Below are 24,867 nucleotides of genomic sequence, written 5' to 3'. Positions count from 1 at the left end.
ACAACACATTCACTTTCCTTGATCATCGGCGATCGCCCCAAGGGCTAGGCCGCCTGTGACGAAACTTTAAGCTCCGCAAGATTCAGTTACGCTAGGGTACCACCAAGACCGGACAGGGCGCCAAATTAATCACGCGGTTGCTGACACTTTCTTGAAACCCCTCTGGGGTCAGACCCGTTCCCCGGCAACCCATAATAATCAAACTGGCATTGATCTCATCGGCCACATCACAGATCACAAAGGCAGGTTTGCCGCGCCGCAGCAGTGTTTCCGCCACAATCGCGTGTTGGGCAAAGGCTTCCTTCACTCGATTCAAAAATTCCGCGATCGCCGCCTCTAGCTCCGCATCGGGTTCTGGGGTTTCCTCCACCGAGAGCAGAAACAACTGACTCTGAAACAGTTTCACCATCTCAACCACAGTGGGCATGGCTTCTTGGGTATCACGGCTACGGTCAATGGGAAAAAGAATGGTTTTGAACATAGAGTTCACCTCATTGGAGTCAAGTGGAAGGGCACGCCCTTGGGTAGAATGAGGGTCAGGTGAGGGTTCTGTAACGGGTCACTCCATCGCTGGCTGGGATTGTTATGCCCCTAGTACCATCATCCATGTTTTAACGCATTTAGGAGGCTCTAGCGTGTCTAAAAAATCCGTGGCACAGTTATCGGCTGCCGACTTAGAAGGAAAGCGTGTCCTCGTGCGGGTGGATTTTAACGTTCCTGTCGATGAGAATGGTGTCATCACCGATGATACCCGCATCCGCGCCGCACTGCCGACGATTCAAGACCTGATCAGCAAAGGTGCCAAGGTGATTCTTGTCAGCCACTTTGGCCGTCCCAAGGGTGTGGATGATAAACTGCGCCTCACTCCTGTGGCTCAGCGGCTCTCGGAACTGCTCCACAAACCCGTGGCCAAGCTCGATGACTGCATTGGTGATGCCGTGGTGGCCCATACCCAAGCAATGGCCAATGGGGATGTCTGTCTCCTCGAGAATGTGCGCTTCCATCCGGGGGAAGAAAAAAATGATCCTGAATTTGCCAAGCAACTGGCGGCCTGTGCAGAAGTCTATGTCAATGATGCTTTTGGCACTGCGCACCGCGCCCATGCCTCAACTGCTGGGGTGACGCAATACCTCAGTCCCTGCGTGGCGGGCTTTTTGATTGAGAAAGAACTGGAATATCTCCAAAACGCCATTGAGCATCCCCGCCGTCCCTTGGCTGCGATTGTGGGGGGATCTAAGGTCTCTTCTAAGATTGGTGTGATTGAAGCCCTTTTAGAAAAAGTGGATAAATTGCTGATCGGCGGCGGCATGATCTTCACCTTCTACAAAGCGCGGGGTCTCAATGTGGGCAAATCCTTGGTGGAAGAAGACAAGTTGGAGCTAGCCAAACACCTCGAAGCCAAAGCCCAAGAAAAAGGGGTGGAGTTGCTCTTGCCCACAGATGTGGTGGTGGCGGATAACTTTGCCGCCGATGCCAATAGTCAAGTGGTCAGTATCGAGGCGATTCCCGATGGCTGGATGGGTCTGGATATTGGGCCTGCTTCGGTCAAACTCTTCCAAGAGGCGCTCAAGGATTGCAAAACAGTGATCTGGAATGGCCCAATGGGGGTGTTTGAGTTTGATCAATTTGCCAAGGGCACGGAGGCGATCGCCCGCTGTTTGGCTGACCTCACCAGTGAGGGCGTCTCGACGATTATTGGTGGTGGCGATTCTGTGGCGGCGGTTGAAAAAGTGGGCGTTGCCGATCGCATGAGTCACATCTCCACGGGCGGGGGGGCGAGCCTTGAACTCCTCGAAGGCAAAGAACTTCCTGGTATTGCCGCCTTGGATGATGCCTAGGGGATAGATCATCGCCAATACGCTGTGATCAAATCCTCCGAATCCAAGCATTAAATTCATGAAATTTGTGAATGCCCCATCGTCTCAGCCATGGGGCTTTTTTGTTCTCTGGGGCGATATTCAGACCTTGGGACACCGTGATTTGTTAATTTTTCTAACAACTGTCACTGCCCCAAACTATCCCTGCAAAGAGGATGGAATAGACTAAAAGACTTATGAATCAAGGGTTTGAGAAATTTCTAATGGATAAAAGTGGCTGAAAACCACATATCTTAAAGGTTTCAGGGTTCCAGTTGGGGTCTGGCTATTCTAGAATGAGGCTTGAAAGCAAGCAGAGGCAAGGGTTTCGTGCCTTTCACCCATTTGTTCCTCAATTAACAACCTTTAATGTTTCTGTGGAGTTATCCCCATGAATAAAGCTGAACTCGTGGATGCTGTGTTTAGTCGTGCCCATAGCACCAACAACGTCACCAAAAAGCAAGTTGAGGCGATTATCTCAGCCACCGTCGAGGAAATCATGGAGGCCGTGGCCAAGGGAGAAAAAGTGACACTAGTGGGCTTTGGTGCCTTTGAACCGCGGGAGCGCAAGGCCCGTGAGGGACGCAACCCGAAAACGAAAGAAAAAATGCAAATCCCAGCAACTACCGTTCCCGCCTTTTCAGCAGGGAAACTCTTCAAAGAAAAAGTTGCACCGCCTGCAGCTCCCGAACCGGCGGCCAAGGGCAAGAAAAAATAGTCTGAATGCCCCCCCGCCACGGTGGCAATTTAGCTTGGGCGGCAGCGATCGCTGGCTGTGCTCCCGATGAGATTTTGGATTTTTCGGCCAGTCTCAACCCTTGGGGGCCCCCTGATTCAGTGATTGCCGCCCTACAGACTGCTTTGCCAACGATTCGCGACTATCCCGATCCCGATTGCCGTCCCTTAGTGGATGCTATTGCCACCCTGCATCAACTACCGAGGGATTATTTTTTGGTGGGCAACGGCGCGGCGGAGTTATTGACTTGGGTAGGTCGCGAGTGTGGCGATCGCCAGCAGATTTATCTTATTACTCCTGCCTTTGCTGACTACCAGCGGGCACTGGCGTCTTTTGCTTGCCCCATTGTGCCGATTCCCCTAGCCCGGGTGCAAAGCGACTTTGGGGCGATCGCGCCCTCCCTAACCCCTGAAGATGCCATCCTCATTAACAATCCCCATAACCCCAGTGGACAGCTCTGGTCGCGGAATCAGCTCCAGCCGTTGCTAGAGACGGGTGCCTTGGTGGTCGTGGATGAGGCCTTTATGGACTTTTTGCCGCCGGCGGCTAGTGAATCCCTAGTGGGGGTTGTGCCTCAGTACTCGAACTTGATTGTTCTGCGATCGCTAACGAAGTTCTATAGTCTGGCGGGTCTGCGTTTAGGGTATGGTGTGTCCTCTCCAGAACGTTGGCAACGCTGGCGATCGTGGCGCGATCCTTGGAGTGTGAATAGTCTAGCAATCATTGCCGGTGTCACAGCTTTGGGCGATCGCCCCTTTCAGGAACAGACGTGGGCATGGTTACCGCCAGCGCGTCATGCCTTTGCGGCGGCCTTAAATACTATGCCCGAACTGAAGGTGGTGACCGAGAGTAAGGCAAACTTTCTACTCATCAAAGCAACGGACGCCATTTTGCCCCTGCAAACCTACCTCCTCCAGCAGCATCGCATTTTGATTCGTGATTGTTGCAGCTTTCCCGAATTGGGCGCTTCCTACTTCCGAGTGGCGGTGCGCCGTGACAGCGAAAATCAGCGGCTCCTCGAGGGGTTGCGGGCTTATTACCAACGCCAGTAGGAATTGCATCCCCCAAAGCCAAGGTGGTATAGTAGCGGTACTTAAGGGGGCGTGGCGGAATGGTAGACGCTGCGGACTTAAGAAATTGAGCCTTAGTAGAGAAATCTATTAAGTGAATGCTCTCAAATTCAGGGAAACCTACGTTTGTCCATAGGGCAAATAGGGCAATCCTGAGCCAAGCCGTTTCTCAAACCCAGACTGGAAACGGAAGGTGCAGAGACTCGACGGGAGCTACCCTACCGTAGATCCTCTACGCGGGTAAAGGGAGAGTCCAATCCTCAACACCCAAGGGGTGGTCGCGAAAGCGGCAGGAGGATGAAAATCCGTTGACCTTAAACAAGTCGTGAGGGTTCAAGTCCCTCCGCCCCCACCAAACCACTTCAGGGTCATCATTCCCAAGGGTTGACCCACTTTTTAAGGCGCGATGAAAACAGAGTACCAGCAACGACAGCAGCAGTTTTTAGAGAAATTGGGCACGGGTGTCGCTGTTTTCTGTAGTGCCCCGCGCGCCATCATGCACAATGATGTGGACTACAACTTTCGCCAAGAAAGTAACTTTTATTACCTCACGGGCTTTAATGAGCCAGAGGCCGTTGCTGTTTTTGCGCCAAACCACAGTGAGCATCGCTATGTTCTCTTTGTGCAGCCCAAGGATCTCAGCCAAGAGATCTGGACAGGGGCACGCCTTGGGGTAGAAGCAGCCAAGGAGCAATTAGGTGCCGATGCCGTATATCCCATTAGTGAGCTAGAGCAGCACCTCCCTCGCTATTTGGAGACGGGGGATCCGCTGTATTACCACTTTGGTCACAATGAGCGCTTTAATCAAGTGATTCTCAAGCACTATCAGCGCCTCTTGGCGACACTACCAAAACGGGGCACAGGCCCACGGGCGATCGCCGATCCCAGTATTCTCTTGGCACCGATGCGGCAAATTAAATCAGCAGCAGAATTGGCCTTGATGCGCCAAGCGATCGCCATCACTGTCGAAGCCCATCAGCGTGCCCGCGAAGTGGCTGCCCCCGGACGCTGGGAATATGAAATTCAGGCAGAGATAGAGCATCTCTTTCGCCTACGGGGGGGCGATGGCCCGGCCTATCCCTCGATTGTTGCCTCGGGGTCGAATGCCTGTGTGCTTCACTACACTGAGAACCAACGGCAAATGGCAGCAGGAGACTTACTTTTAATTGATGCTGGCTGTGCCTATCGCTACTACAACGCTGATATTACCCGCACCTTTCCTGTGAGTGGCCAGTTCAGCGGCGAGCAACAGGCGATCTATGATATTGTCCTCGCTGCCCAAAAAGCCGCCATTGAGCAGGTGCAACCGGGGAATACCTACAACCAAATCCACGATGCGGCGGTGCGGGTGATCGTTGAGGGTCTAGTAGAGCTTGGCCTGCTGCGGGGAGCGATTGACGATCTGATCAACGAAGGCAAAGAGAACAATACCCAGAAATATCGCACCTTCTTTATGCATGGCACCGGTCACTGGCTGGGTCTCGATGTCCATGATGTCGGTCTTTACAAGCACAACAAAGAAACATGGGTCACGCTGCAACCGGGTCAAGTGCTGACAGTGGAGCCGGGGATTTATATTCATCCTGAGGCAATGCCCGCTGAGGGTCAGCCCGAGATTAGCGATCGCTGGCGCGGCATTGGTGTGCGCATCGAAGACGATGTCTTGGTCACCACCGAGGGGCACGAAGTACTGACAGCAGCTGTGCCGAAATAATAGAAAGCAGGAAGTCCTCCTCATTGAGTCCTTTACAGCAAGTCCCCGTGGAAAAAACTGTCAAATCCAAACGCCGCGTTCCTGACCATGGTGAAGTCTCACCCCCCAGCACATCGTGCAGGCCATGCTAGATTTAGTCCAGCCAGAAACCGAACGCATTAACTCGCGTTTCTTGGAACCCACCTGCGGTACTGGCAACTTCTTGGTAGAAATCCTCGCGCGGAAGCCCGTTATGCCAAGGTTCAACTTGAATATGAGCGCTACACGGTGCTGGCAGTGGCATCAATTTATGGTATCGACATCGTAGAGGACAATACCGAGAAGTATCGCAAAAGGCACTCATCGTGTAATGAAGAGAAACGGCACACCTTCCCCAGTCGTCAAGCGAAGCAGAAAAAGGATAATAGCATTTGGTTGGTATGGTGGAAAATATTCACACCTTGATTGGCTTTTGCCTCTATTGCCCTCTTGCCACCATTACTGTGAGCCATTTGGGGGCTCGGCTGCTGTTTTATTGAACCGAGAACCTTCAGCTGTAGAAACATACAATGACGTTGATGGTGAGGTTGCAAATTTCTTCCGCGTCTTACGAGATGAGTCAGAGCGTTTGATAAGAGCAATTGGTCTCACCCCTTTTTCACGTGAAGAATTTTCAATCGCCTGTGAAATAGACCCATCTTTAGATCCTGTTGAACGTGCAAGAAGGTTTTATGTACGCGCCCGTCAAGTGCGAACTGGTCTAGCTCAATCTGCAACACTGGGACGCTGGGCAAATTGCAAAAACACGAGTAGAGCAGGTATGTCAGGAGCTGTGTCTCGCTGGCTTGGTGCAATTGAAGACTTACCAGATATAGCCCTGCATTTGTTGCGTGTTCAAATAGAAAATAGACCCGCTATTGAAGTCATACGTTTGTACGACTCACCAGATACGCTTTTTTACTGTGATCCACCTTATGTCCATGACACGCGGGGCGATAGTAACGCTTACGCTTATGAAATGAGCAACAAAGAACATCGTGAGCTGGCGTCCGTGCTGAATTCAGTTCAAGGTCTTGTTGCCATTTCAGGTTACGATTGCGATTTAATGGACGAGTTGTATCCTTCTCCGAATTGGTACAAAAATATCGCCCCGAGCAAAACAATACATTCGACCAAAGATGAGCGAACTGAGATTCTGTGGACAAATTATGCCCCCAAAGCGATCAATCAAAAGACATTATTTTAGGAAAAAACAATGAGTACACCTGATAAGGCTCTTACAAACATCCTAAAACGTGCTTCTAAAGATATAAACAATTCAGCTATTTCAGACCATGATATTCGTTCACGGGTTGAGTATGTGTGCCGACAGATTAGTAATCGGGCGTGCACAAGACTTCTTATGGCTTGCCTGTTAGCCAAAATAGACCGACCAGATGTTGATCCCCGAAAGCCATACTAGGTTTTTTGCACCAATTTTTGCATTTTTTCCACAGGTCACGAGCCAAGTTTTTGGACGCGTATCAAAAGCTAGTATTGAATGAACCCGATAGCGCAGTGAGTCAGCCTCTCAAAGAAGCTTTCTTAGCATTAAGGCAAGCTGCGGAAGCAGATAGAGAATAACACCTTAAGATCGGGTTGAAAAAGAAAAAAGATTTCGAATTATTGGTCAATCTGGGCGTGTTCAATAGTGCCTCGATGAATGATACCGTCTATAACAAACGCGTAGCGGTGAGAAATTGCCAAGGGGCGATCGCTCCCCTGAAGTTTCACATTCATCCATGCAGTCCAACACTTTAGCCAATAATTTTTATTAAAACTTTATTTATTAAAATTTTACATTTTTAGATTGTTGCTCAATTTTGACTGTGGTAGATTTATGCCAATGCCATCCCTTAAGTTGACAATTATTTCTTAAGCCTATGGCCACAGCGTCAGCGTCTATACCCGATTGGCTGCTCAAGCTCATGCTCCTTGCCATCGAAGAGGGGCGGCAGTGGGGATACCAATTTCTCCATGATCCTCGCTGGGGGGGCGATCGCGATCGCATGGCCAACCATGCAATTTATGAAGCCACCCTCTGGTCAGTGGGTTCTGGAGTGGCCACTGGCGTTATGGGCTTGGCTGGCATGCCCCTCGACATTACCTACTTTTACTATACCCAAATCAAGCTGGCAGCGGCGCTGTTCACCATCTATGGCCTAGATTCTGAAAACGAAAATGTGCTGATGATGCTGATTCCCACTGCCTTGGGGGTTACTGCCGCTGAACTTGCAAACCACTTCGGCACCCAATTTTGTCGGCAAATCTTCAAGACCTTTGGCCGGCGGGCGGCGCAAAAAAATTTATCCCAAGTGCTGATGGCGGTTTTCAGGCAGCTTCCGCGTCCCCTTTTGCAGCAGATTTTTGGCAAGGTCTCGAGTAAAAGTCTCACCCTACCTGCGCGAGCCGTTCCCCTTGTGAGTGGCGTGATTGGCGGGGCTACAAATGCCGTCATGATGAACATTTGCGGTCATGGGGTGTGTACGGTGATCAAAACGTTTCGATCGCCTAGTTATTCGATCGCCTAGTTAGGTGTCTTCGACAGGCTCAGACTCGAGGACGGTTTTCAGTGTTGCGGCTAGGGGAATGGCCAGCAAAATTCCCAAGAAACCCGCCACCCGTCCGCCAATGAGTAGCGCAATAAACTGCCAGAGGGGATTCAGACCCATCAAGTCCCCCAGTAACTTCGGGGTAAGCACGTTATCCTTAATTTGTTGCAAGACCACAGCAATCACGAAAATATTCAAAGCCAGCCACGCATCCTGAAAAAGGATAAGCAGTGTTACTAAACCAATGCCCAAGGTCGCCCCCACCACAGGGATGAGCTGGGCAATACCAATGATCAGGGCAAAGAGAAAGCCAAAATTGACCTTGAAGGCGATCATAAAGGGAATCAGGGCAAGAAACATAAACAGCCCCAAAAAAAGCTGTGCCGAGAAAAAACTGCGAATATTCAGCCGCAGCGAGTAATCCACCATCTGCCGCCAAGGCTTGGGTACCAGTTTCATGAGTCCGCGCCAAATCTCACTGCCATAAAAGAGCATATACACCGTTAGGATCAGCACGAGGAGCACATCAACAAATTTAGTTAGGGTTGTAATCGCCACACCCGGTAACATGGCGGCAATCCCTTTGAGCTGGATCGTCAGCTCTTCCATCAAGTCATTCACCCCCACAGGGAACTGGTAGCGGCGCAGCACTTGATCTAGATGGCGCAAATTTTGATTGCCCGTATCCGCCAACTCTGGCAGTTGATTTAGGAGTTCTTCCGCCTGTTGAATAGCAAGGGGGAGCAGCAACAGCATCAAGACACTGACCACCAAAAGGGTAATCAGTAACACCAAGGCGATCGCATTCCGCCGCCGCAAACCACGAGCACAGAGGCGAATCACCACTTGATTGAGCAAAAAAGCCAAAATGGCGGCAATGACAAGGAGATTAATCGGATATTCAAAATAGAGGTAAACTTGCTCCGCCACCCAGAGATTGAGGACAATCAGAGGTCCCGCTATTAAATAGGCAAGATACCGTTGCCAACTCTGCGGCGGGCCAGACCATCTCATGGGACTCTAGGTTGAATGACTCCTAGGCAGGCGAGTGCGTAACCAATTGCCCAGCACCAGCAAGCCCACGATCGCCAGTGTGCCCCAACCCAAGGGACTTGGATACCAATAGGCTGCCTCTAGGTGATTCAGATAACCGGGCATCAATGTCCAAGTCAGGCGATCGCCCCCCCGCTGAACATGAGGATTGACCACGGTATCAGCAGTAGTGGCTGGACGCTCAATCGGGCGCGCCCCCCAAGGGGTTTCTAGGGCAAGTTGAAACTTCAGGAGCGACTGCGGTGCCACAAGAACAGCTTGATCACGGGACTCAATACCCAAGGGGCGCAGATCAATGTCATAGCGAAAGCGCTCCCGCACAAAGAGCAACCAGTTCTGATCAAAAATATCCGCTTCAGCAGTGACTTGGGGAAGATAGGGCACACCACCAATGCGGTTGAGGACAGTGGCCAATTGCTGGCTGGTGTCAAAGGGAATCGTCACCTGAAGATGCGTTTTATCCCGTTCCTTGATCGTTCCCCCCAAGCGGCGCGCCTGCTGAATCACCTGTTCGGTAAAAGGGAGATCGGGTTGGGGCAGCGTCAGCGTGTAGGTGAGGTTCCCCCCAGTTTGTCCCTGATGCTGGATGACCATATCTGCTTGGACGCATCCACTCAAACAGACCACAAGGGGTATCAAGAGCCAAAGTATCCAGCGCTGCATTCCGCCTCTATTCCTTTCCTTGGTTTTGCTGTGCAAGATTATCCTATCTTGGGATGCTGCCAAGGCACAAAAAAACACCCCGAACAGCTCAGGGTGTCGCCATGACTTGTCTAGGCTAATCTAGGCTATTTGTTGGGTTGAGGTGTCAACCGCAGATAGGGCTTAACAGCATTGAAGCCCTTGGGAAACTTCTGCTTCGCCTCTTCATCGCTGAGGGAAGGCACAATCACGCACTCTTGACCCTCTTGCCAGTTGACGGGGGTGGCCACACTGTAGTTGTCCGTCAGTTGCAGCGAATCAATCACCCGCAGAATCTCAGCAAAGTTACGCCCCGTGCTGGCGGGATAGGTCAAGGTCAAGCGCAGGCGTTTTTGGGGGTCAATGATAAAGACTGTGCGCACCGTCAGGTTGTTGAGGGAGTTGGGGTGGATCATGTCGTAGAGGTTGGAGACTTTTTTATCTTCATCTGCCAAAATCGGGTAATCCACCTTGACGTTGTTGACTTCTTCAATGTCTTTGATCCAGCCGAGGTGGGACTCCACACTATCCACACTCAAGGCCAAGGTTTTGACATTGCGCTTCTCAAATTCTGAGCGTAACCGCGCCACTTCGCCCAGTTCTGTCGTACAAACGGGGGTGTAATCCGCTGGGTGGGAAAACAATACAACCCAGCTATCCCCTGCCCACTCATAGAAGTTGATTTCCCCCATAGAAGAGGCTTGGGTAAAGTTGGGTACGACATCCCCAAGTTTTAGGCTCATAGATGGTGGCTCCTAGGCTAACGATGTATCTTTAGCTACGGATTCTATCTTGCCACAAACTCTCGTTTATCGGTCGGAATATAGAGGAAAATATACAAACCAATAGAATTGGATAGGATTTAGGGTTGAGAATTTTCAATCGTCGTTGCCTTTAGGGTCTGGACATACTGCTGCACCTTGAGGTCAATGCCTGTAATATCCGTGCCCACGACCACTGCCCAAGCCCCCAAAGTCAAAGCTTTTACAGCCATTGTGGGACTGGCAATCCCCCCTTCACAGAGAATAGGCACGTTGAGGTGCTCAACCAGCTGACTCAGGAGCGCCCAACTGGGGGGTGGGGTATGCGCCGTGGTTTCAGTATAGCCAAAGAGGGTCGTGCCCACCCAATCAGCACCGGCAGCAATCGCCGCTTCAGCACTTGCAAGGGAGTCAATGTCGGCCATGACGGGCTTGCCCAGTTCATCGTGAATTCGCTGAATCAAGTCCTGTAGGGGTTCAGGGCGCGATCGCGCTGTGGCATCGAGGGCAATCACATCAGCACCTGCTGTCGCAACGGCCACCGCATCGGCAAAGCGAGGCGTAATATACACAGGGTACTCGGGCAAAACTTGCTTCCAGAGACCAATAATGGGCACCTTTACTGCTTGGCGCACTGCCTGAATATGGGCCGGGGTATTGATGCGCACGGCCACTGCCCCCCGCAAAACCGCTGCCCCTGCCATAGCGGCAATGATTTCTGGCGCCGCCAAAGGGGAATCTGCCGGGGCTTGACAGGAGACAATCAGACCGCCGCGAATTTGCGTTGCTAGGTTCATGGCGTTTCGAGGTGTAATTTCTGACGGGCGATCGCCCCCAGTTCCAAGGACAGACCACTCACTTTTTCTAGGAGGTACAGACAATGCTCTGGCCGCAGGAACGTGCCATCATTGCGACAGACTCCCGTGTAGATGAGGCTGACGGCAGGCCAGTGGTCTTGGTGCTCCTTGAGGCGGATCTGCAGCAGGCGATCGCGCAAATTCACCACTTGGGTTTTCCCTGACTTGGTGGTTAGCTCATAGAGAATTTCAGGGGTGGCTCGCAAATCCTCTAACCACTGTTGCCAAGTGTCCCGCTCCACAGGTTCAGGGGTACGGATGAGCAGTTCATAAGTAGCTGCCCGCAGGGCTTGACTTGCTGCCGGTTCACTTAAGGGCACCACTGCACAGGTGTAAAGGGGCACCTCCGCCGGCAGTTGTTGCCGCAATTGCTCCAGCACCGTTGACGGCTCCACCTCGCGATAAAATTCCAGATCAACAATTTCGCCATAACTGGTCACCCCAAGGGGCAAGGCGCTGGCGGTGGAGATGCGGGGTGAAGGATGAAATCCCCCCGTAAAGGCAATGGGTAGATGGGCACGGCGTACTGCTCGCTCAAAGAGGCGCAGTAGATCTAAATGGCTGAGAAGCGTCATTTCCCCAGTTTTCCCAAAGGTGAGGCGCAGACGTTGCACCCGTTCTTGGGGGGCTTGGGGCTGACCTTGAATAGGCGGAATCGGGGGGGGCGGCACGACCACGTTATGGCCAAAGTCAATGCCACAGACGCCACAATGGGAGCAGCCCTCAAAGGAACAATCGGGAACGACCACCGCTTCTAGGGCACGCTGCAAGTCTTCCTTCAGCCATGTTTTACTAATGCCCGTATCAATGTGATCCCAAGGCAGGGGCGCATCAAGGTTGTGGCTGCCACCACTAAAGACATTCCACTCACCCGCTTCCAGTTGACGGTATTTCCAGTCCAGACCCGCTTCTTGAATGGCTTGCGTCCAAGCGGCATAGGCGCGATCGAGGCTTTCCCACCAAGAATCTTCCCGTGCCCCCAATTCCCACGCGCGGCGGATCACTGGCCCCAGTTGGCGATCGCCCCGACCGACAAAGTCTTCCATTGCTGAGATGCGCACATCGGTAAAGTTGGCCTTTAGCCCCTTGATCGTGCGGAATTCCGCCTTCAGTAGCTCCTGTTTGCGCAGAAACTCACTGGTGGAGACGGCGTGCCACTGAAAGGGTGTATGGGGCTTGGGGGTAAAGTTAGAGATGGTCAGGTTAAAGCTCAGGGGCTTGCGTCCTTTGATCCAGCATTCTCGCTTCAGCCAGCGGATCGTTTCAGCAATGCCCAACACATCAGCATCGGTTTCCCCCGGCAGGCCAATCATAAAGTAGAGCTTGACCTTATCCCAGCCCTGTTCGTAGGCAGTTTTGACCCCCCGCAGCAATTCCGCATTGGTCAGCCCCTTGTTGATAATGTCCCGTAGCCGCTGCGTTCCCGCTTCCGGCGCAAAGGTCAGTCCCCCTTGGCGCGTGCCACCGACAATGTGGGCAATGTTTTCATCAAAGCGATCCACCCGCTGGCTGGGGAGTGAGAGGGAGATGTTCTCGTTTTGCAGGCGATTTTTAATTTCCACACCCACGGCGGGCAGAGCTAGATAGTCGGAGCAACTCAACGACAGTAGCGAAAACTCGTTGTAGCCCGTGGCGCGCATCCCCGTTTCAATGGCGGCAATCACCTCATCGGGGGCAACATCGCGGGCAGGGCGGGTGAGCATCCCCGGTTGACAAAAGCGACAGCCGCGCGTACAGCCCCGGCGAATTTCCACTGTCAGGCGATCGTGAACGGTTTCTACATAGGGCACCAAGCCAATGGCATAGTGGGGCATCGGGGTAGCTACTCGCCGCAAAATGCGCTCGGGCACATCGGGACGATTGGGTTTGACGGCGCCATCCCCTTGGCGATCGTAAAATTGCGGCACATAGACCCCCGGCACCTGTGCCAAATCCAATAGCAAGTCCTGCCGACTCAAGCCGGCTCGTTTGCCTTCTGCCACCACGAGGCCAATTTCGGGCAAGAGTTCTTCGCCATCCCCAAGGGCAAAAAAGTCAAAGAAGTCAGCGTAGGGTTCAGGGTTTGATGTCGCTGTCTGTCCACCGGCAAAGATAAGGGGAATCTCTTCTAGGGGTGCCTGTTGGCGTTCTCGCCAAGTCAGGGGTAGGCCGGCCAAGTCGAGCATTTCCAGAATGTTCGTGGCACCCAACTCATAACTGAGGCTAAAGCCAATGAGGTCAAACTCCCGCAGGGCGCGGCGCGATTCCACAGCAAAAAGGGGAGTTTGGGTCACTCGCAATTTGGCGGCTAAGTCCGCTGCGGGTAAGTAGGCGCGATCGCACAGTTGATCGGGGACGGCATTGAGAATGTTGTAGAGAATAATGTGTCCTAAGTTCGAGGCGCCCACCTCATAGATTTCCGGATAGCTGAGCACCCAGCGCACCGTTGCGGCCTGCCACGGCTTATGAACTGCCCCTCGCTCATTGCCCAAATAGCGAGCAGGTTTGAGAATCTCTGGGGTGAGCAACTCAGTAATCGGCACAGCCATGACTCATGAACCCAATTGCAAACATCTAGGGCAGTAAAAAACGGGATTCCCCAGTGGGCAGCGGGCGGGGGGATTCGGGGGGCGCCAAAAGTCCAGCACTGCCGGGTTGGGGAACGGGGGGCAGAACGGTGGGGGGTCTCCATGTCGGTTCTGGCAGTGTTGTTTGGGGTTGGGGACGCTGGGGTGTAGTCGTGGGTAACCCCGCTTGCTGGGCGTAGAAGGTGGCCAGTGTGCTCACCAAGGCATCCCGTTGTTGGCGATTGAGTTGGCGAATGGCAGCCATATCCCCTTCCATGGGGTTGACTGTCAGGTAAGAACGTCCCGGATAGGTTTCTCTGCGCAGGAAGTCATTCAGCCCCAAATAGTCAGCAAGGGAAATTTTCCAGTCAAAACGGTAGAGGGGCGATCGCCCTTTGACAGTGGTGTGATAGACAATGAATCGCTCAAGGAGGGTACTTTCTGGTGCCGGCTGACGGTTGTCTTGACGGATATAGTGGTTTTCCTTCGGCAAACCGGGCAACTTCGGATAGAGGGTTTCTGCCACCAGCCGCGGGTTAATGAGAATTTGGGCAGGGGCATCGGGTAGGTTGGGGTCAGGTTGCGATCGCCCCACACTCCAAGTACTGCTCAGGGGCAGCCACAGAAGTGCCAGCAAGCACCCCCACGTCACCCAGCCCAAAAACGTCCAGCCCCGTCGTCTTCCCATGGCGCCTAATCTGCCAGTAACTCCGGTTGAGCAATTTCATCGGACATTTCGATAATGGCACGGGTCACCGGCTTCAGGGGCAGATCATCGAGATCTTCACTGGCCTCTAGCCCCCGCCGCTGTTTCGCCCGGTTGGCAATTTGCACCGTAATCCGATAGCGATTGGCGGAGTGCTTGATTAATTCTTCTGCTCGGCGGTTAATTTCCAAGGATGAGTAATGAAGGCGCTTTTGCATGGTCAGTCTTTTCCTTAAACGTGGGTGGCCATTGCTTGTAGGGGTTGTGGTGTCGGTGTCACAAAGGGCTGGATAATGCCGCCCCCCAGCAGGCGATCGCCCGCATACCAAACCGCCGCTTGCCCCGGCGTTACCCCAAATTGCGGTTCAGTAAACTCCAATTGTACCTGCTCAGCGTTGGCAGCGGGAATGATAGTCACCGGCACTGGAGGAGTACGATAGCGAATTTGTACCGTGGCTGTGATCGGTTCTGTGGGGGGGGGAATCGAGACCCAGTTCACCCGGGCCACTGTACACTCACGACGGCCGGCGGTGGCGCGATCGCCGACAATGACGCGATTGTGTTCCCGATCCAAGGCCACCACATAAAGCGGTTCAGGTGCCGCAATTCCCAAGCCTTTGCGCTGGCCAATCGTATAGTGGTGAATCCCCTGATGGTACCCCAGCACCCGGCCATGGACATCGACAATTTCCCCTTGCTGACTGGGCAGATACTGATCCAAGAATCGGCGCATGGAGCCATGGGCTTCAATCAGGCAGAGATCTTGGCTTTCCGGTTTACTGGCGGTATGCAGGCCATACTGCGCCGCGAGGGCACGGGTCTGCGCCTTGGTTTGCTGACCAAGAGGAAACAGCACATGAGCCAGAATCTCTTGGGGCAAGTCATAGAGAAAGTAGCTTTGATCCTTATGACGATCCACCGCCCGCCACAGTTCATAGCGATCGCTCGTGGGATTGTATTTCACTTGGGCATAATGCCCGGTAGCAATGTAGTCAATCCCCAGTTGCTCACGGCTATAGGCGAGCATCGGCCCAAACTTCACCAAACGGTTGCATTGGGAACAGGGCAGCGGTGTCACCCCACTGGCGTAGCCACTGACCAGATAGTTCACAATATATTTCTCGAAAATTTCGCGGCTATCCACAATATGGTGAGGGACTCCCAGCTCCTCACAAAGACGCGCCGCATCCACTAGCCCCTCAGAGCAGCACTGCCCCTTACCCTTCATCAGCCACAGCGTCAGACCAACAACGGGGTACCCTTGAGCTTTGAGGCTAGCAATGGCCACGGAACTATCAACACCGCCGGAAAGGCCCACAACAACCGCCGGTAAATCGGACATTGTTAAGATTCACAAAAAATCTACCTCTTTTAGGGTAGCATCCCTACTTTCGCAGCGCAGGCGATCGCAATCGGCTATAATCGGGAGACAAGGTTGGCGAGTAATCGCCGCTTGAGTTTTTTAAGTAGAGCGATTCTTGAGTTCGGTTTTAGGGAAGGTTGGTTACGTGACAGTCGTCTCTCCGAAGTCAGCGTCAACACAGGGTTCAATTTTTGCTTTGGAGCAGATCAGATTATGTCTATTTATGTCGGCAACCTTTCCTACACGGCCACCCAAGAAGACCTAGAGGCCGTTTTTGCCGAGTACGGTTCCGTCAAACAAGTCTATTTACCGGTGGATCGGGAAACAGGCCGTAAGCGGGGTTTTGGTTTTGTGGAAATGTCCACGGATGCTGAAGAAGATGCGGCGATCGCTGATCTCGACGGTGCCGAGTGGATGGGACGGCAACTCAAGGTCAACAAGGCACGCCCCCGTGAAGCCATGGGCGGTGGGAACAATCGTTATTCCCGTAATCGCTAACTCCCGCAACTAGCCCTCTAGGAGGTGCTATATCGGCTCTGACAATGTGGTAGAGAAATAATAACGACCTGCTGAATGCAATTGGAAAGGAACATCATCACTATGGCGCGCATGTATTACGACGCAGATGCCCAATTAGAACTCCTCAAGGACAAAACGATCGCCATCATTGGCTATGGCTCCCAAGGCCACGCCCATGCCCTCAACCTGCGGGATAGCGGTCTCAATGTTGTGGTGGGTCTCTATGCCGGCAGTCGTTCTGCAGAGCGCGCCCGTGCCGATGGTCTAGCGGTGCACTCCGTGGCGGAAGCTGCGAAACTGGCCGACTGGATTATGATTCTTCTGCCCGATGAAGTTCAGCGGGTTGTTTATGAGCAGGAGATTGCCCCCCACCTGCAAGCGGGGAATGTCCTTTCCTTTGCCCACGGCTTTAACATTCACTTTGGCCAGATTGTGCCCCCCGACAATGTGGATGTGGTGATGGTGGCGCCCAAAGGCCCCGGTCACCTCGTGCGCCGCACCTATGCCCAAGGGGAAGGGGTACCCTGCCTGTTTGCAGTCTATCAGAATGCCAGTGGTCAAGCCCGCGATTTAGCCATGGCTTACGCCAAGGGGATTGGAGGCACCCGTGCCGGCATTCTGGAAACCACCTTCCGCGAAGAAACAGAAACCGATCTGTTTGGTGAGCAAGTGGTGCTCTGTGGTGGCCTCAGCGCCCTGATTAAGGCTGGCTTTGAAACGTTGGTGCAGGCCGGTTATCAGCCAGAGCTGGCCTACTTTGAGTGTCTCCATGAAGTGAAGCTGATTGTGGATTTGATTGTGGAAGGGGGGCTTGCCAAAATGCGGGATAGCATCTCCAACACCGCAGAATATGGCGACCTCACCCGTGGTCCACGGATTATTACCGAGGAGACCCGCGCGGAAATGCGCAAAATTCTCCACGAAATTCAAACGGGTCAATTTGCCCGTGAGTTTGTGCTGGAAAATATGGCGGGTAAACCGGGCTTTACAGCCATGCGGCGACGGGAGGCAGAACACCCCATTGAACAGGTGGGTCAAGAACTGCGTTCCATGTTTAGTTGGTTAAAACGGGCTTAAGCTTTGCCCTAGGGGGCAGCAATGGCGATTATTTCGTCGCAAAATTCACCGCCGGAGCGATCGCGCCCCCCTTTACTGCTTTCCAACCAACCCACCCCAGAGGAACAGCACTCGCCGGCTGAAGAGTCCCTACGTCCCCGCTTTTTGCACGACTACATTGGCCAGCAGGAACTCAAGGATGTGCTGCACATTGCGATCGAGGCAGCCAAGGCACGCCAAGAACCCCTTGATCACCTGCTGCTCTATGGCCCGCCGGGCTTAGGGAAAACCACCATTGCCTTGATCTTAGCGGCAGAAATGGGGGTCAACTGCAAAGTGACCAGTGCCCCAGCTTTGGAACGCCCCCGTGACATTGTGGGTCTCTTGGTGAACCTGCAAGCGGGGGATATTCTCTTTATTGATGAGATTCACCGCCTCTCCCGCATGACCGAGGAACTCCTCTATCCCGCCATGGAGGATTTTTACCTTGATCTCACCGTGGGCAAACAGCAAACGGCACGCACGCGACGACTGAAACTCAATCGCTTTACCCTTGTGGGAGCAACCACCCGTGCCGGCGCCTTGACCTCGCCCTTGCGCGATCGCTTTGGTTTAGTGGAGCGCTTGCGCTTTTATCATCCCGAAGAACTCCAGCAGATCGTTCAGCGGGGGGCAGCCCTCTTACAAACTCCCATTACTCCTGAAGCCGCTCTAGAAATTGGCCGCCGCAGTCGGGGTACACCCCGCATTGCCCTGCGGCTCCTAAAGCGGGTACGGGACTATGCCGATGTGAAGCACGATGGCACGATTAGCCTAGAGGTGGCTACCGCTGCCCTTGAACTGTTCAATGTGGATCCAGCAGGCTTGGATTGGAGCGATCGCCGGCTCCTCAGTCTGATAATTGAGTCCTATCAAGGCGGGCCTGTGGGCATTGAAACCCTTGCTGCAGCCACTGGTGAGGATGTGCAAACCATTGAAGAGGTCTATGAACCCTACCTGCTCCAGATGGGCTATCTGCAACGAACCCCCCGAGGCCGCGTTGCCACTCCCCGCGCTTGGCAACACCTAGGCTATACTCCACCAGAAAACCAGTTGCCGTTGTTATCTAGTCCCCATGACCCCTTGTCTTAAGACCCAACTCCTCTATGAGACCGACTATTACCTTTGGCTTAAGGAGACCGTTGCCCACCTCAAGGCAGGGAACTTTGACAACTTAGATGTGGAAAATTTAATTGAGGAGATTGAGAGCTTGGGTCGAAGCGAAAAATGCGCCCTATTCAGCTATCTACTGCGTCTTTGTGAGCATCTTCTCAAGCTCAAATACTGGGAAACTGAGCGACAATACTGCTATAGGGGTTGGCTGTTGGAGATTAGTCATTTCCGTTTAGAAATTGCGCTAATTTTGCAGGATAGCCTCAGTCTTCAGCCATTTGCAAAGGCAGCTTTCCTAGACTCCTATCAAAAGTCAAGGAAAAATATGTTGAAAGCGATTGGGTTATCCCCTGACGTGATTCCGGAAGTCCCCGACTTCACAATGGAGGAAGCTCTAGATGAGGAGTGGCTGCCTTGGCAATCTGATGCGAACTCCGAAGGCTCAGTCTCGTGAATCGCGATCTTGCCCTAAGCACTCGTTGTTGGCCAGCCTTAGCCCGCCCCTGTAATTGGAAAATCGCTGTAAGCTATTGATAGGGTTGATTAAGGTTTTTTAACCTTTCCCCGACTCTCTGCCTCGCCTACGTGAACGACCATGTTGCGGATCATCACCCAGTTAACCGACCTACGCGCTGAACTACGCCGCATTTGCGATCGCACCGATAGCGGGGAGATGAGCGACCAAGAGGCTACTGTTGAGGCAATTTTGCGCCGTGTGGCCAAGGAAGGCGATCGCGCCCTGATTGAGTACACTGCCCAGTTTGATCACATTGACCTCACCCCCGAAACCTTACGAGTGAAAGGAGATGAACTGGATGCCGCTTACCAACAGGTGTCCAAAGAACTCCTCGATGCCATTCGCCTTGCCAAGCAGCAAATTGAAGCCTTCCACCGCCAGCGCGTGCCCAAAAGTTGGGTGCAATTTGGTGAAGATGGCATTGTCCTCGGCAAACGCTACACTGCTGTTGATGCTGCCGGACTGTATGTGCCGGGGGGACGGGCTGCCTATCCGAGTACGGTGTTAATGAATGCGATTCCCGCTCAGGTGGCCGGTGTGCAGCGGATTGTCATGGTCACCCCTCCCGGTCAGGGCAAAGGTATTAATCCTGCGGTTCTCGTTGCCGCCCAAGAAGCGGGAATTCAAGAGATTTATCGCGTTGGTGGCGCCCAAGCCATTGCTGCCCTTGCCTATGGCACAGAAACGATTCCCCGCGTGGATGTGATTACAGGGCCGGGAAACCTCTATGTCATGCTTGCCAAAAAGCAAGTCTATGGGCGGGTTGGTATTGACTCCCTAGCAGGGCCTTCAGAGGTCTTAATCATTGCCGATGAGGCGGCCAATCCTGTTCACATTGCCGCTGATTTGCTAGCTCAAGCAGAACACGACCCCTTGGCAGCGGCCATTTTACTGACTCCGAGTTTGCCCCTTGCAAAGGCGGTGGTTACAGCGGTGAACGAACAATTGGCTGACCATCCGCGCCGGGTTCTCACCGAGAAGGCGATCGCCCACTATGGCCTGATTGGCATTGTCGAGAGCCTAGAACAAGCGGTAGAACTCTCCAATCACTTTGCCCCTGAACATCTGGAATTGGAAGTCGAAGACCCTTGGAGCCTTGTCGAGCAGGTGCGCCATGCCGGTGCGATTTTCCTCGGCTATTCCACCCCTGAAGCGGTTGGCGACTATCTCGCGGGTCCCAATCACACCCTGCCCACCTCTGGTGCCGCCCGTTATGCTTCTGCCTTGGGCGTAGAAACGTTCCTCAAACACTCCAGCATTATTCAATACACCCCTGCTGCCTTGCGCAAACAGGGGGGAGCGGTCATGACCCTCGCTGAAACAGAAGGCCTGATTTCCCACCGCGACTCTGTGCGTCTGCGCCTTGAACCTTAGAAAGTCTTAGAAACTGACGATCAAGTAGGGAGCTTCAAATTTACCCCCGCGAACGGGTTTGCCTTTGAGGCTAGGGGGTAGCTCAATGTGGCGCCGCTGATCGCCAGCTTCCACCGTCAGTTCCCCACTAAACTCGCTGAGTTTCACCTGATCTTTGCGAAATCCCGGTAGAAAAATGCGCACCTGTTGTTGCGTCTCATCAAACTCATAGGGAGCCAGTGCCGCTCCTAGCTGGTTCAAGTCTGGAAGATAGGAAACAAGACTTTGCCAGTTGTTCCAGTCTTTAGGAAGAGCGGAAATGCGTAGCGGTGCAAACGTGCGGCTGACCTCTGGCGTGGGTTCCCCCATACAAAAGACCTCAGAAATAGGGATATTCACCTGTTGAGCACTGCCCCATAACCATTGGGTTTGAGCCGTTGAGATGGCTGTGCCATCGGTTAGCAGAAACACCGATAACCGTTGCGAGTCCGCGGCAATCTGCACACCGCGATCGATCCACTCCTTCGCCTCACCGAAACGCTCACGCACTTTTTGGGTGTCAATATTGGCCGCCATAATTGCGCTGGCGATCGGCCCCCCAATCGCATTGGCGATCGCGTTGAGATCTAGTTGATCCAGCAAACGTTGAAAGCGGCGATAGTACCATGCCAACCCTTGGGGCAACCCAATCAGCCGCAGTGTATCTTGACTATTCCCCCCCACATAGACAATCACATCGTACTCACCGCTGCTGTAGTGCACGCGCAGCGCATTTAGGGTCAGCAAAGTATCCATCCCCGGCAAGATCACCAATTCGCCCGCATAAACCTTACCCACCAATTCTTGGGGCAAATAGGGTTCCACTAAACGGCTAAGTTCTTGCCATGCCGCGTTGAGACTTTCAGTGGCCATCAGCTCGGCGATCGCTAATCCCTCCGACAGCAACTTGGGTTGCCAACCAATCGCCCGATCTGGACTGCCAATGAGAAATTGCAGGGAAGTGGCTGGACTCGGCACCGCTAACAAGGTTCGCTGCTGTCGCCCGGCAAACCACTGGGCAATGGCCAGACCCAGTGCCGTTTGTTGTTCTGGGGTTGCTCCTAGGAGAGTAACAATGCGTGTCATGGCAAGTTTGAGGACGGTAGTTGCTTGGACTATCCTATCGACAAACGGTTATCCCAAGGTTGTCTAGACAACCCCTCATAAAATCGCCTCTATGGGCAGCAAAATCCCCTCAACGATAAAACCTACTCACTAGGGCGATCGCCCTCCTTCTAGGAGCTTCTAGACCCTTCTCAGGCCAAAAAAATTTTTCGCGGCGCAAACAGATCCTTATTAGAGCATCCTGAACCTAAATTCAAATCCTTTTTCACAGTTTTCCCCAAATTCCCCAAAGTTTTCCCCAAGCACTTGGAAGTTCTGATCCTCTAGCCATCTCAACCTTTCGTTTTGTTCTTGTCTTCCTAATGTTTCCCAGTATCACAACCCTCTCAACCAAGATTTCCTCAAGCTCTAAGCCAGCTTCAAACTAACCCCACGTTCCCCAAATCACATCTTTTATTTTTCTCTGGCAGAATCTTATTCCCCTTAGATCTAGGGATCTACTACTGCTACTAAATTATTTAAATAATATTTATAGTAGTAGTAGGGGCTGTGGAAATGTGGAAAAATTTTCGGAAACCCGCTTGCAGAGCGACTTTGAGCCACTTCCCCCCTGTGGAAAACTTGTGGAAAAAGTGGGGGGTTTTTCCACAAGCCATTATCTTAGTGGAAAAAGAATAAAAAGTTTTCCACAGTTTTTCAGAGTTTTTCCGGGGTTTTCCACAGGTTTTCCCCAGAATTTTCCACAGGCTTTTTGGAGTTTTCCACAGGCTAGAGGGGGAAGATTTCCGTATTTCTACGATTCCCCTTGCCGGCGATCGCTCGCACACTGAAAAAAAGAGATTGTGCCAACCGATACGAACGTTCCTGTGGACTCCCTGATGTTTTCCCTAGAATCCCCCACAGCCAGTCTTGAGCAAGTGATTGGTCATCTTCCTCCTGTTGAGCAGATTCGGATGCTGATGTACCACCCTTACTTCACCGGTCGCTGCCCTGCGTGTCGGCAACCCATCCATCACTCCCAACTCAAGATAGGTCAGTGCCATTGCTCCCACTGTGGCTGGCAAGATCAAGCGGGCGATCCCGAGCTTATGCCTAGGTTGACGGCTCAGCATCCAGACCGTTAGCGGCTGTATTCTCTGTTCGGTCTGCCAACGGCGCAAAGCTGGCAACGATCGCCACCATCAGCCACCAAAGGGTAGCCACCTCCGGGCGAAACCAAATCGTATCTACCAACCCATGGGTGAGCATTCCCACCATGGTTGCCACAGCTCCCATCAACCAGAACCCTTGAGGGTTTGCTGTTGTCCGTAACGCCCGCAAACAACGCCACGCGCGATCGGCGAGCACCGCCAACAACCAGAGAAAGACACTAAAGCCCATCACCCCTACTTCCACAAGGATTTCCAGAAAGATGGAATAGGCACTCAATGCTGTGAAGCGCACATTCACCTGATAGAGTGGATAAATCTGGTTAAAGGCCACATTCCCCGGTCCAATGCCGAGCCAAGGCCGTGCCCAAATCATCTGTTGCACTGCCGTCCAAACATTAATGCGGAAATTATTGCTACTGTCCCCTCGGGCAACAAAAATACTCGCTGCTCGCTCCCGCAGCGGCGCCACACTCACAATCGCACCAATACAGAGGGCGATCGCCAGCCCCCCCACAGTTGGCACCCCCCAATGCCGCCATTGCAGCGGTAACCTTGGCCAAAACCAAATCCCCAGCAACCCCACCCCAGCGATCGTCGCCGCAACCAACCCCAACCAACCACCACGGCTAAACGTCAATATCAGGCTTGCTGTATTCATCCCCAGCATCACCACCGCCAACAGCTTTGGCAGCCAGCCTCGCCACACCGCGATCGCCGCCGCACTCAACGGCACACTAGGCAACAAATAACCCGCCAACAGATTGGGATTTCCCAAAAAGCTATACACCCGTGTCACATTTGCCAAGGCCGACTCTGGATCTGTCCACGTCGCCAACGGCTCCGCCCCAAAAATCCACTGCCGTATCCCCTCCACACTCACCAGCAACGCCGTCAGCAGATAGACCGTCAGCAAGCGCGATCGCCACCGCTCATTGCGCATCACCCGCTCCGCCAGCGCAAAAAACAGCAAGTACAACGTCAGCTTCGACAACCCCACCATCGCCGCCCGAGGAACCGGCGACAACACCGTTGCCAACAGCGCAATCCCCCAATACAGCAGCACCAGCAAATGTACCCCCGACCAGCGGCCTTCCCGTTCCCCCGCCAGCGTCCACAGCAACCAAAACCCACCCCCTGCTGCCAGCAGCATCCCAATCATTCCCGACGGCATCAACGGCGCCAGTACCAGCACCAAGCCCACCAGCAGCGCCGCACAATGTGGCAGCCATCGCCCCAGCCAACTCTTCTCCTGCCATCCTTGGAGCAAACCCAAAAGCCGCCCCACCCCACTGTGGCTTCGCCACCCCTCCACATCCAACCGCCGCAGCAGCACATCCATAGCACTATCCCTTAAGCACAGGTATCGTCGATCAGCTTACGCCCAAGCACCGTCGCTGAAAATCCTCCCAAGGAATTCCGCGCTCCAAATACACCGGCGCACTAGGCGTGTAGGGACTACGCAGCCGATCCACCGCCACAATCACCGCCTCCTGCGGCAAAAGGGGAACATCCGCATCCACCACCGTTGCTCCCGTCAACGACGACGACACCCCCTTAAAGATCAGCACCACCTCCTCTTGCTCCCCCACCCGTGCCTCCACCAGCAACACCTCCTGCGGATGGGCACGACTATAGGCCTCCAGCAGCGCCAACGCTGACATGCTCACCCTCCTGAAACGAAAATCTGAAAAATTTTTTAGCCCCAAAAGCCGCTTGTAGAGAGCGTTTCAGCCAAATCCAGAAAAAAATCCGAAAAAAATCTCGAAAAAGGGGTTGACACGCCTATGTAGGCTTGTTAGATTGATAAAGCACTCGATGAGGCGCGCAGCCGAAACGAGTCCTGAACCTAGACAAATCAACGTTTGAAAGCCAAAGCGTTAACCCTCGTCAAGGTACTCAAGTAAGTACATTTTCGATGTAGGTTACACCTACTAGAGCAAAAAGTCAAATTCTCTTTCTTCAAAATGGAGAGTTTGATCCTGGCTCAGGATGAACGCTGGCGGTCTGCTTAACACATGCAAGTCGAACGAGCACTTCGGTGCTAGTGGCGGACGGGTGAGTAACACGTGAGAATCTACCCTCAGGAGGGGGATAACGGCTGG

The 24,867-nt window shown here is 53.2% G+C and carries 24 protein-coding genes, 1 rRNA gene and 2 pseudogenes (1 of these 27 only partly in view); 15 read left to right on the top strand and 12 right to left on the bottom strand.

The window, feature by feature from the left end:
- Positions 1–91: 91 nt before the first annotated feature.
- Positions 92–481 (bottom strand): universal stress protein, encoded by a 390-nt coding sequence (locus RHH53_RS08845; RefSeq protein WP_206199852.1) that lies wholly within the window; start codon positions 479–481, stop codon positions 92–94.
- Positions 482–635: 154 nt separating this feature from the next.
- Between RHH53_RS08845 and RHH53_RS08840 the strand changes: the two genes are divergently transcribed.
- The 8 genes and pseudogenes from RHH53_RS08840 to RHH53_RS08815 all read left to right on the top strand — a co-directional run bounded on the left by RHH53_RS08840 (position 636) and on the right by RHH53_RS08815 (position 7,925).
- Positions 636–1,838 (top strand): phosphoglycerate kinase, encoded by a 1,203-nt coding sequence (locus RHH53_RS08840; RefSeq protein WP_310743688.1) that lies wholly within the window; start codon positions 636–638, stop codon positions 1,836–1,838.
- Between the two features lie 409 nt (positions 1,839–2,247).
- Positions 2,248–2,574 (top strand): HU family DNA-binding protein, encoded by a 327-nt coding sequence (locus RHH53_RS08835; RefSeq protein WP_190278230.1) that lies wholly within the window; start codon positions 2,248–2,250, stop codon positions 2,572–2,574.
- A gap of 5 nt (positions 2,575–2,579) precedes the next feature.
- Complete coding sequence (gene cobD / locus RHH53_RS08830) at positions 2,580–3,644, top strand: threonine-phosphate decarboxylase CobD (protein ID WP_310743687.1); 1,065 nt, start codon at positions 2,580–2,582, stop codon at positions 3,642–3,644.
- Between the two features lie 424 nt (positions 3,645–4,068).
- Entirely contained in the window at positions 4,069–5,376 is a 1,308-nt protein-coding gene (locus RHH53_RS08825) for an aminopeptidase P N-terminal domain-containing protein (protein WP_310742915.1), read from the top strand.
- Between the two features lie 47 nt (positions 5,377–5,423).
- Positions 5,424–5,712 (top strand): annotated as a pseudogene (locus RHH53_RS13180) (N-6 DNA methylase); the annotation flags it as partial.
- 13 nt (positions 5,713–5,725) lie between these two features.
- Positions 5,726–6,601 carry a DNA adenine methylase gene (locus tag RHH53_RS08820; RefSeq protein ID WP_206199847.1) on the top strand — a complete coding sequence of 292 codons (876 nt, stop codon included), beginning with the start codon at positions 5,726–5,728 and terminating at the stop codon, positions 6,599–6,601.
- A 224-nt stretch (positions 6,602–6,825) separates the two neighbouring features.
- Positions 6,826–6,978: pseudogene (locus tag RHH53_RS13240) on the top strand (DNA methyltransferase); the annotation flags it as partial.
- A gap of 299 nt (positions 6,979–7,277) precedes the next feature.
- Positions 7,278–7,925, top strand: coding sequence for an EcsC family protein (locus RHH53_RS08815; protein WP_310438201.1), 648 nt, complete (start codon positions 7,278–7,280; stop codon positions 7,923–7,925).
- Here the strand turns inward: RHH53_RS08815 and RHH53_RS08810 are convergent, their stop codons facing one another.
- The 8 genes from RHH53_RS08810 to mnmA form a co-directional block, all read right to left on the bottom strand.
- On the bottom strand, positions 7,926–8,960 hold the full coding sequence (locus RHH53_RS08810) for an AI-2E family transporter (protein WP_206199845.1): 1,035 nt from the start codon (positions 8,958–8,960) through the stop codon (positions 7,926–7,928).
- 6 nt (positions 8,961–8,966) lie between these two features.
- Positions 8,967–9,662: a DUF3153 domain-containing protein gene (locus tag RHH53_RS08805; RefSeq protein ID WP_302678084.1), complete on the bottom strand. Its 696-nt coding sequence runs from the start codon at positions 9,660–9,662 to the stop codon at positions 8,967–8,969.
- A gap of 125 nt (positions 9,663–9,787) precedes the next feature.
- On the bottom strand, positions 9,788–10,423 hold the full coding sequence (locus RHH53_RS08800; protein ID WP_149818527.1) for a peroxiredoxin: 636 nt from the start codon (positions 10,421–10,423) through the stop codon (positions 9,788–9,790).
- A 119-nt stretch (positions 10,424–10,542) separates the two neighbouring features.
- A complete protein-coding gene (locus RHH53_RS08795) occupies positions 10,543–11,238 on the bottom strand; it encodes an N-acetylmannosamine-6-phosphate 2-epimerase (protein WP_310438202.1) in 696 nt (231 codons plus the stop codon).
- Positions 11,235–13,826: a TIGR03960 family B12-binding radical SAM protein gene (locus tag RHH53_RS08790; RefSeq protein WP_302678083.1), complete on the bottom strand. Its 2,592-nt coding sequence runs from the start codon at positions 13,824–13,826 to the stop codon at positions 11,235–11,237. Before RHH53_RS08790 ends, RHH53_RS08795 begins: the two co-directional genes overlap by 4 nt.
- A gap of 25 nt (positions 13,827–13,851) precedes the next feature.
- Positions 13,852–14,532, bottom strand: a complete 681-nt coding sequence (locus RHH53_RS08785) for a hypothetical protein (RefSeq protein WP_206199841.1) — start codon at positions 14,530–14,532, stop codon at positions 13,852–13,854.
- A 5-nt stretch (positions 14,533–14,537) separates the two neighbouring features.
- Positions 14,538–14,768, bottom strand: coding sequence for a DNA-directed RNA polymerase subunit omega (locus tag RHH53_RS08780; protein WP_206199840.1), 231 nt, complete (start codon positions 14,766–14,768; stop codon positions 14,538–14,540).
- Positions 14,769–14,782: 14 nt separating this feature from the next.
- On the bottom strand, positions 14,783–15,892 hold the full coding sequence (mnmA, locus tag RHH53_RS08775; protein WP_206199839.1) for a tRNA 2-thiouridine(34) synthase MnmA: 1,110 nt from the start codon (positions 15,890–15,892) through the stop codon (positions 14,783–14,785).
- Between the two features lie 234 nt (positions 15,893–16,126).
- Here mnmA and RHH53_RS08770 point away from each other — a divergent pair, with 234 nt between their 5' ends.
- The 5 genes from RHH53_RS08770 (at position 16,127) to hisD (ending at position 20,531) form a co-directional block, all read left to right on the top strand.
- The gene (locus RHH53_RS08770; RefSeq protein WP_181494467.1) at positions 16,127–16,411 is read left to right on the top strand and encodes an RNA-binding protein; all 285 of its coding nucleotides are present in this window, start codon (positions 16,127–16,129) and stop codon (positions 16,409–16,411) included.
- Positions 16,412–16,513: 102 nt separating this feature from the next.
- Complete coding sequence (ilvC, locus tag RHH53_RS08765; RefSeq protein WP_149818542.1) at positions 16,514–17,509, top strand: ketol-acid reductoisomerase; 996 nt, start codon at positions 16,514–16,516, stop codon at positions 17,507–17,509.
- Positions 17,510–17,530: 21 nt separating this feature from the next.
- Positions 17,531–18,619 carry a Holliday junction branch migration DNA helicase RuvB gene (ruvB, locus tag RHH53_RS08760; RefSeq protein ID WP_302678082.1) on the top strand — a complete coding sequence of 363 codons (1,089 nt, stop codon included), beginning with the start codon at positions 17,531–17,533 and terminating at the stop codon, positions 18,617–18,619.
- Positions 18,603–19,094 carry a DUF29 domain-containing protein gene (locus RHH53_RS08755; protein ID WP_310743686.1) on the top strand — a complete coding sequence of 164 codons (492 nt, stop codon included), beginning with the start codon at positions 18,603–18,605 and terminating at the stop codon, positions 19,092–19,094. Before ruvB ends, RHH53_RS08755 begins: the two co-directional genes overlap by 17 nt.
- Before the next feature lie 141 nt (positions 19,095–19,235).
- A complete protein-coding gene (hisD, locus tag RHH53_RS08750) occupies positions 19,236–20,531 on the top strand; it encodes a histidinol dehydrogenase (protein ID WP_206199836.1) in 1,296 nt (431 codons plus the stop codon).
- Between the two features lie 6 nt (positions 20,532–20,537).
- On the opposite strand, the gene RHH53_RS08745 is transcribed toward hisD, so the two are convergent.
- A complete protein-coding gene (locus tag RHH53_RS08745) occupies positions 20,538–21,635 on the bottom strand; it encodes an ArsA-related P-loop ATPase (protein ID WP_310743685.1) in 1,098 nt (365 codons plus the stop codon).
- 821 nt (positions 21,636–22,456) lie between these two features.
- Here RHH53_RS08745 and RHH53_RS08740 point away from each other — a divergent pair.
- A complete protein-coding gene (locus RHH53_RS08740; protein WP_302678079.1) occupies positions 22,457–22,738 on the top strand; it encodes a hypothetical protein in 282 nt (93 codons plus the stop codon).
- Here RHH53_RS08740 and RHH53_RS08735 read toward each other — a convergent pair.
- A complete protein-coding gene (locus RHH53_RS08735; protein WP_302678078.1) occupies positions 22,707–24,104 on the bottom strand; it encodes an IctB family putative bicarbonate transporter in 1,398 nt (465 codons plus the stop codon). The genes RHH53_RS08740 and RHH53_RS08735 overlap by 32 nt on opposite strands.
- Positions 24,105–24,135: 31 nt before the next feature.
- Positions 24,136–24,426, bottom strand: coding sequence for a hypothetical protein (locus RHH53_RS08730; protein ID WP_206199832.1), 291 nt, complete (start codon positions 24,424–24,426; stop codon positions 24,136–24,138).
- A 300-nt stretch (positions 24,427–24,726) separates the two neighbouring features.
- On the opposite strand from RHH53_RS08730, the gene RHH53_RS08725 reads away from it, so the two are divergent.
- Positions 24,727–24,867 (top strand): 16S ribosomal RNA (locus tag RHH53_RS08725) (it continues 1,349 nt past the right edge of the window).

It is taken from the genome of Thermosynechococcus sp. PKX82 (assembly GCF_031583255.1).
Classification (GTDB): Bacteria; Cyanobacteriota; Cyanobacteriia; order Thermosynechococcales; family Thermosynechococcaceae; genus Thermosynechococcus.
This window is presented reverse-complemented; position numbering and strand designations above follow the sequence as displayed.

What these genes read in the sequence shown, in the direction of transcription:
- RHH53_RS08790 (WP_302678083.1), bottom strand. Translation starts at nt 13,826, where the DNA reads ATGGCTGTGCCGATTACTGAGTTGCTCACCCCAGAGATTCTCAAACCT.
- RHH53_RS08780 (WP_206199840.1), bottom strand. Translation starts at nt 14,768, where the DNA reads ATGCAAAAGCGCCTTCATTACTCATCCTTGGAAATTAACCGCCGAGCA.
- RHH53_RS08770 (WP_181494467.1), top strand. Translation starts at nt 16,127, where the DNA reads ATGTCTATTTATGTCGGCAACCTTTCCTACACGGCCACCCAAGAAGAC.
- RHH53_RS08845 (WP_206199852.1), bottom strand. Translation starts at nt 481, where the DNA reads ATGTTCAAAACCATTCTTTTTCCCATTGACCGTAGCCGTGATACCCAA.
- RHH53_RS08730 (WP_206199832.1), bottom strand. Translation starts at nt 24,426, where the DNA reads ATGTCAGCGTTGGCGCTGCTGGAGGCCTATAGTCGTGCCCATCCGCAG.
- RHH53_RS08800 (WP_149818527.1), bottom strand. Translation starts at nt 10,423, where the DNA reads ATGAGCCTAAAACTTGGGGATGTCGTACCCAACTTTACCCAAGCCTCT.
- RHH53_RS08745 (WP_310743685.1), bottom strand. Translation starts at nt 21,635, where the DNA reads ATGACACGCATTGTTACTCTCCTAGGAGCAACCCCAGAACAACAAACG.
- hisD (WP_206199836.1), top strand. Translation starts at nt 19,236, where the DNA reads ATGTTGCGGATCATCACCCAGTTAACCGACCTACGCGCTGAACTACGC.
- RHH53_RS08810 (WP_206199845.1), bottom strand. Translation starts at nt 8,960, where the DNA reads ATGAGATGGTCTGGCCCGCCGCAGAGTTGGCAACGGTATCTTGCCTAT.
- cobD (WP_310743687.1), top strand. Translation starts at nt 2,580, where the DNA reads ATGCCCCCCCGCCACGGTGGCAATTTAGCTTGGGCGGCAGCGATCGCT.
- RHH53_RS08755 (WP_310743686.1), top strand. Translation starts at nt 18,603, where the DNA reads ATGACCCCTTGTCTTAAGACCCAACTCCTCTATGAGACCGACTATTAC.
- RHH53_RS08805 (WP_302678084.1), bottom strand. Translation starts at nt 9,662, where the DNA reads ATGCAGCGCTGGATACTTTGGCTCTTGATACCCCTTGTGGTCTGTTTG.
- RHH53_RS08795 (WP_310438202.1), bottom strand. Translation starts at nt 11,238, where the DNA reads ATGAACCTAGCAACGCAAATTCGCGGCGGTCTGATTGTCTCCTGTCAA.
- ruvB (WP_302678082.1), top strand. Translation starts at nt 17,531, where the DNA reads ATGGCGATTATTTCGTCGCAAAATTCACCGCCGGAGCGATCGCGCCCC.
- RHH53_RS08835 (WP_190278230.1), top strand. Translation starts at nt 2,248, where the DNA reads ATGAATAAAGCTGAACTCGTGGATGCTGTGTTTAGTCGTGCCCATAGC.
- RHH53_RS08815 (WP_310438201.1), top strand. Translation starts at nt 7,278, where the DNA reads ATGGCCACAGCGTCAGCGTCTATACCCGATTGGCTGCTCAAGCTCATG.
- RHH53_RS08785 (WP_206199841.1), bottom strand. Translation starts at nt 14,532, where the DNA reads ATGGGAAGACGACGGGGCTGGACGTTTTTGGGCTGGGTGACGTGGGGG.
- RHH53_RS08820 (WP_206199847.1), top strand. Translation starts at nt 5,726, where the DNA reads ATGAAGAGAAACGGCACACCTTCCCCAGTCGTCAAGCGAAGCAGAAAA.
- mnmA (WP_206199839.1), bottom strand. Translation starts at nt 15,892, where the DNA reads ATGTCCGATTTACCGGCGGTTGTTGTGGGCCTTTCCGGCGGTGTTGAT.
- RHH53_RS08735 (WP_302678078.1), bottom strand. Translation starts at nt 24,104, where the DNA reads ATGGATGTGCTGCTGCGGCGGTTGGATGTGGAGGGGTGGCGAAGCCAC.
- RHH53_RS08825 (WP_310742915.1), top strand. Translation starts at nt 4,069, where the DNA reads ATGAAAACAGAGTACCAGCAACGACAGCAGCAGTTTTTAGAGAAATTG.
- ilvC (WP_149818542.1), top strand. Translation starts at nt 16,514, where the DNA reads ATGGCGCGCATGTATTACGACGCAGATGCCCAATTAGAACTCCTCAAG.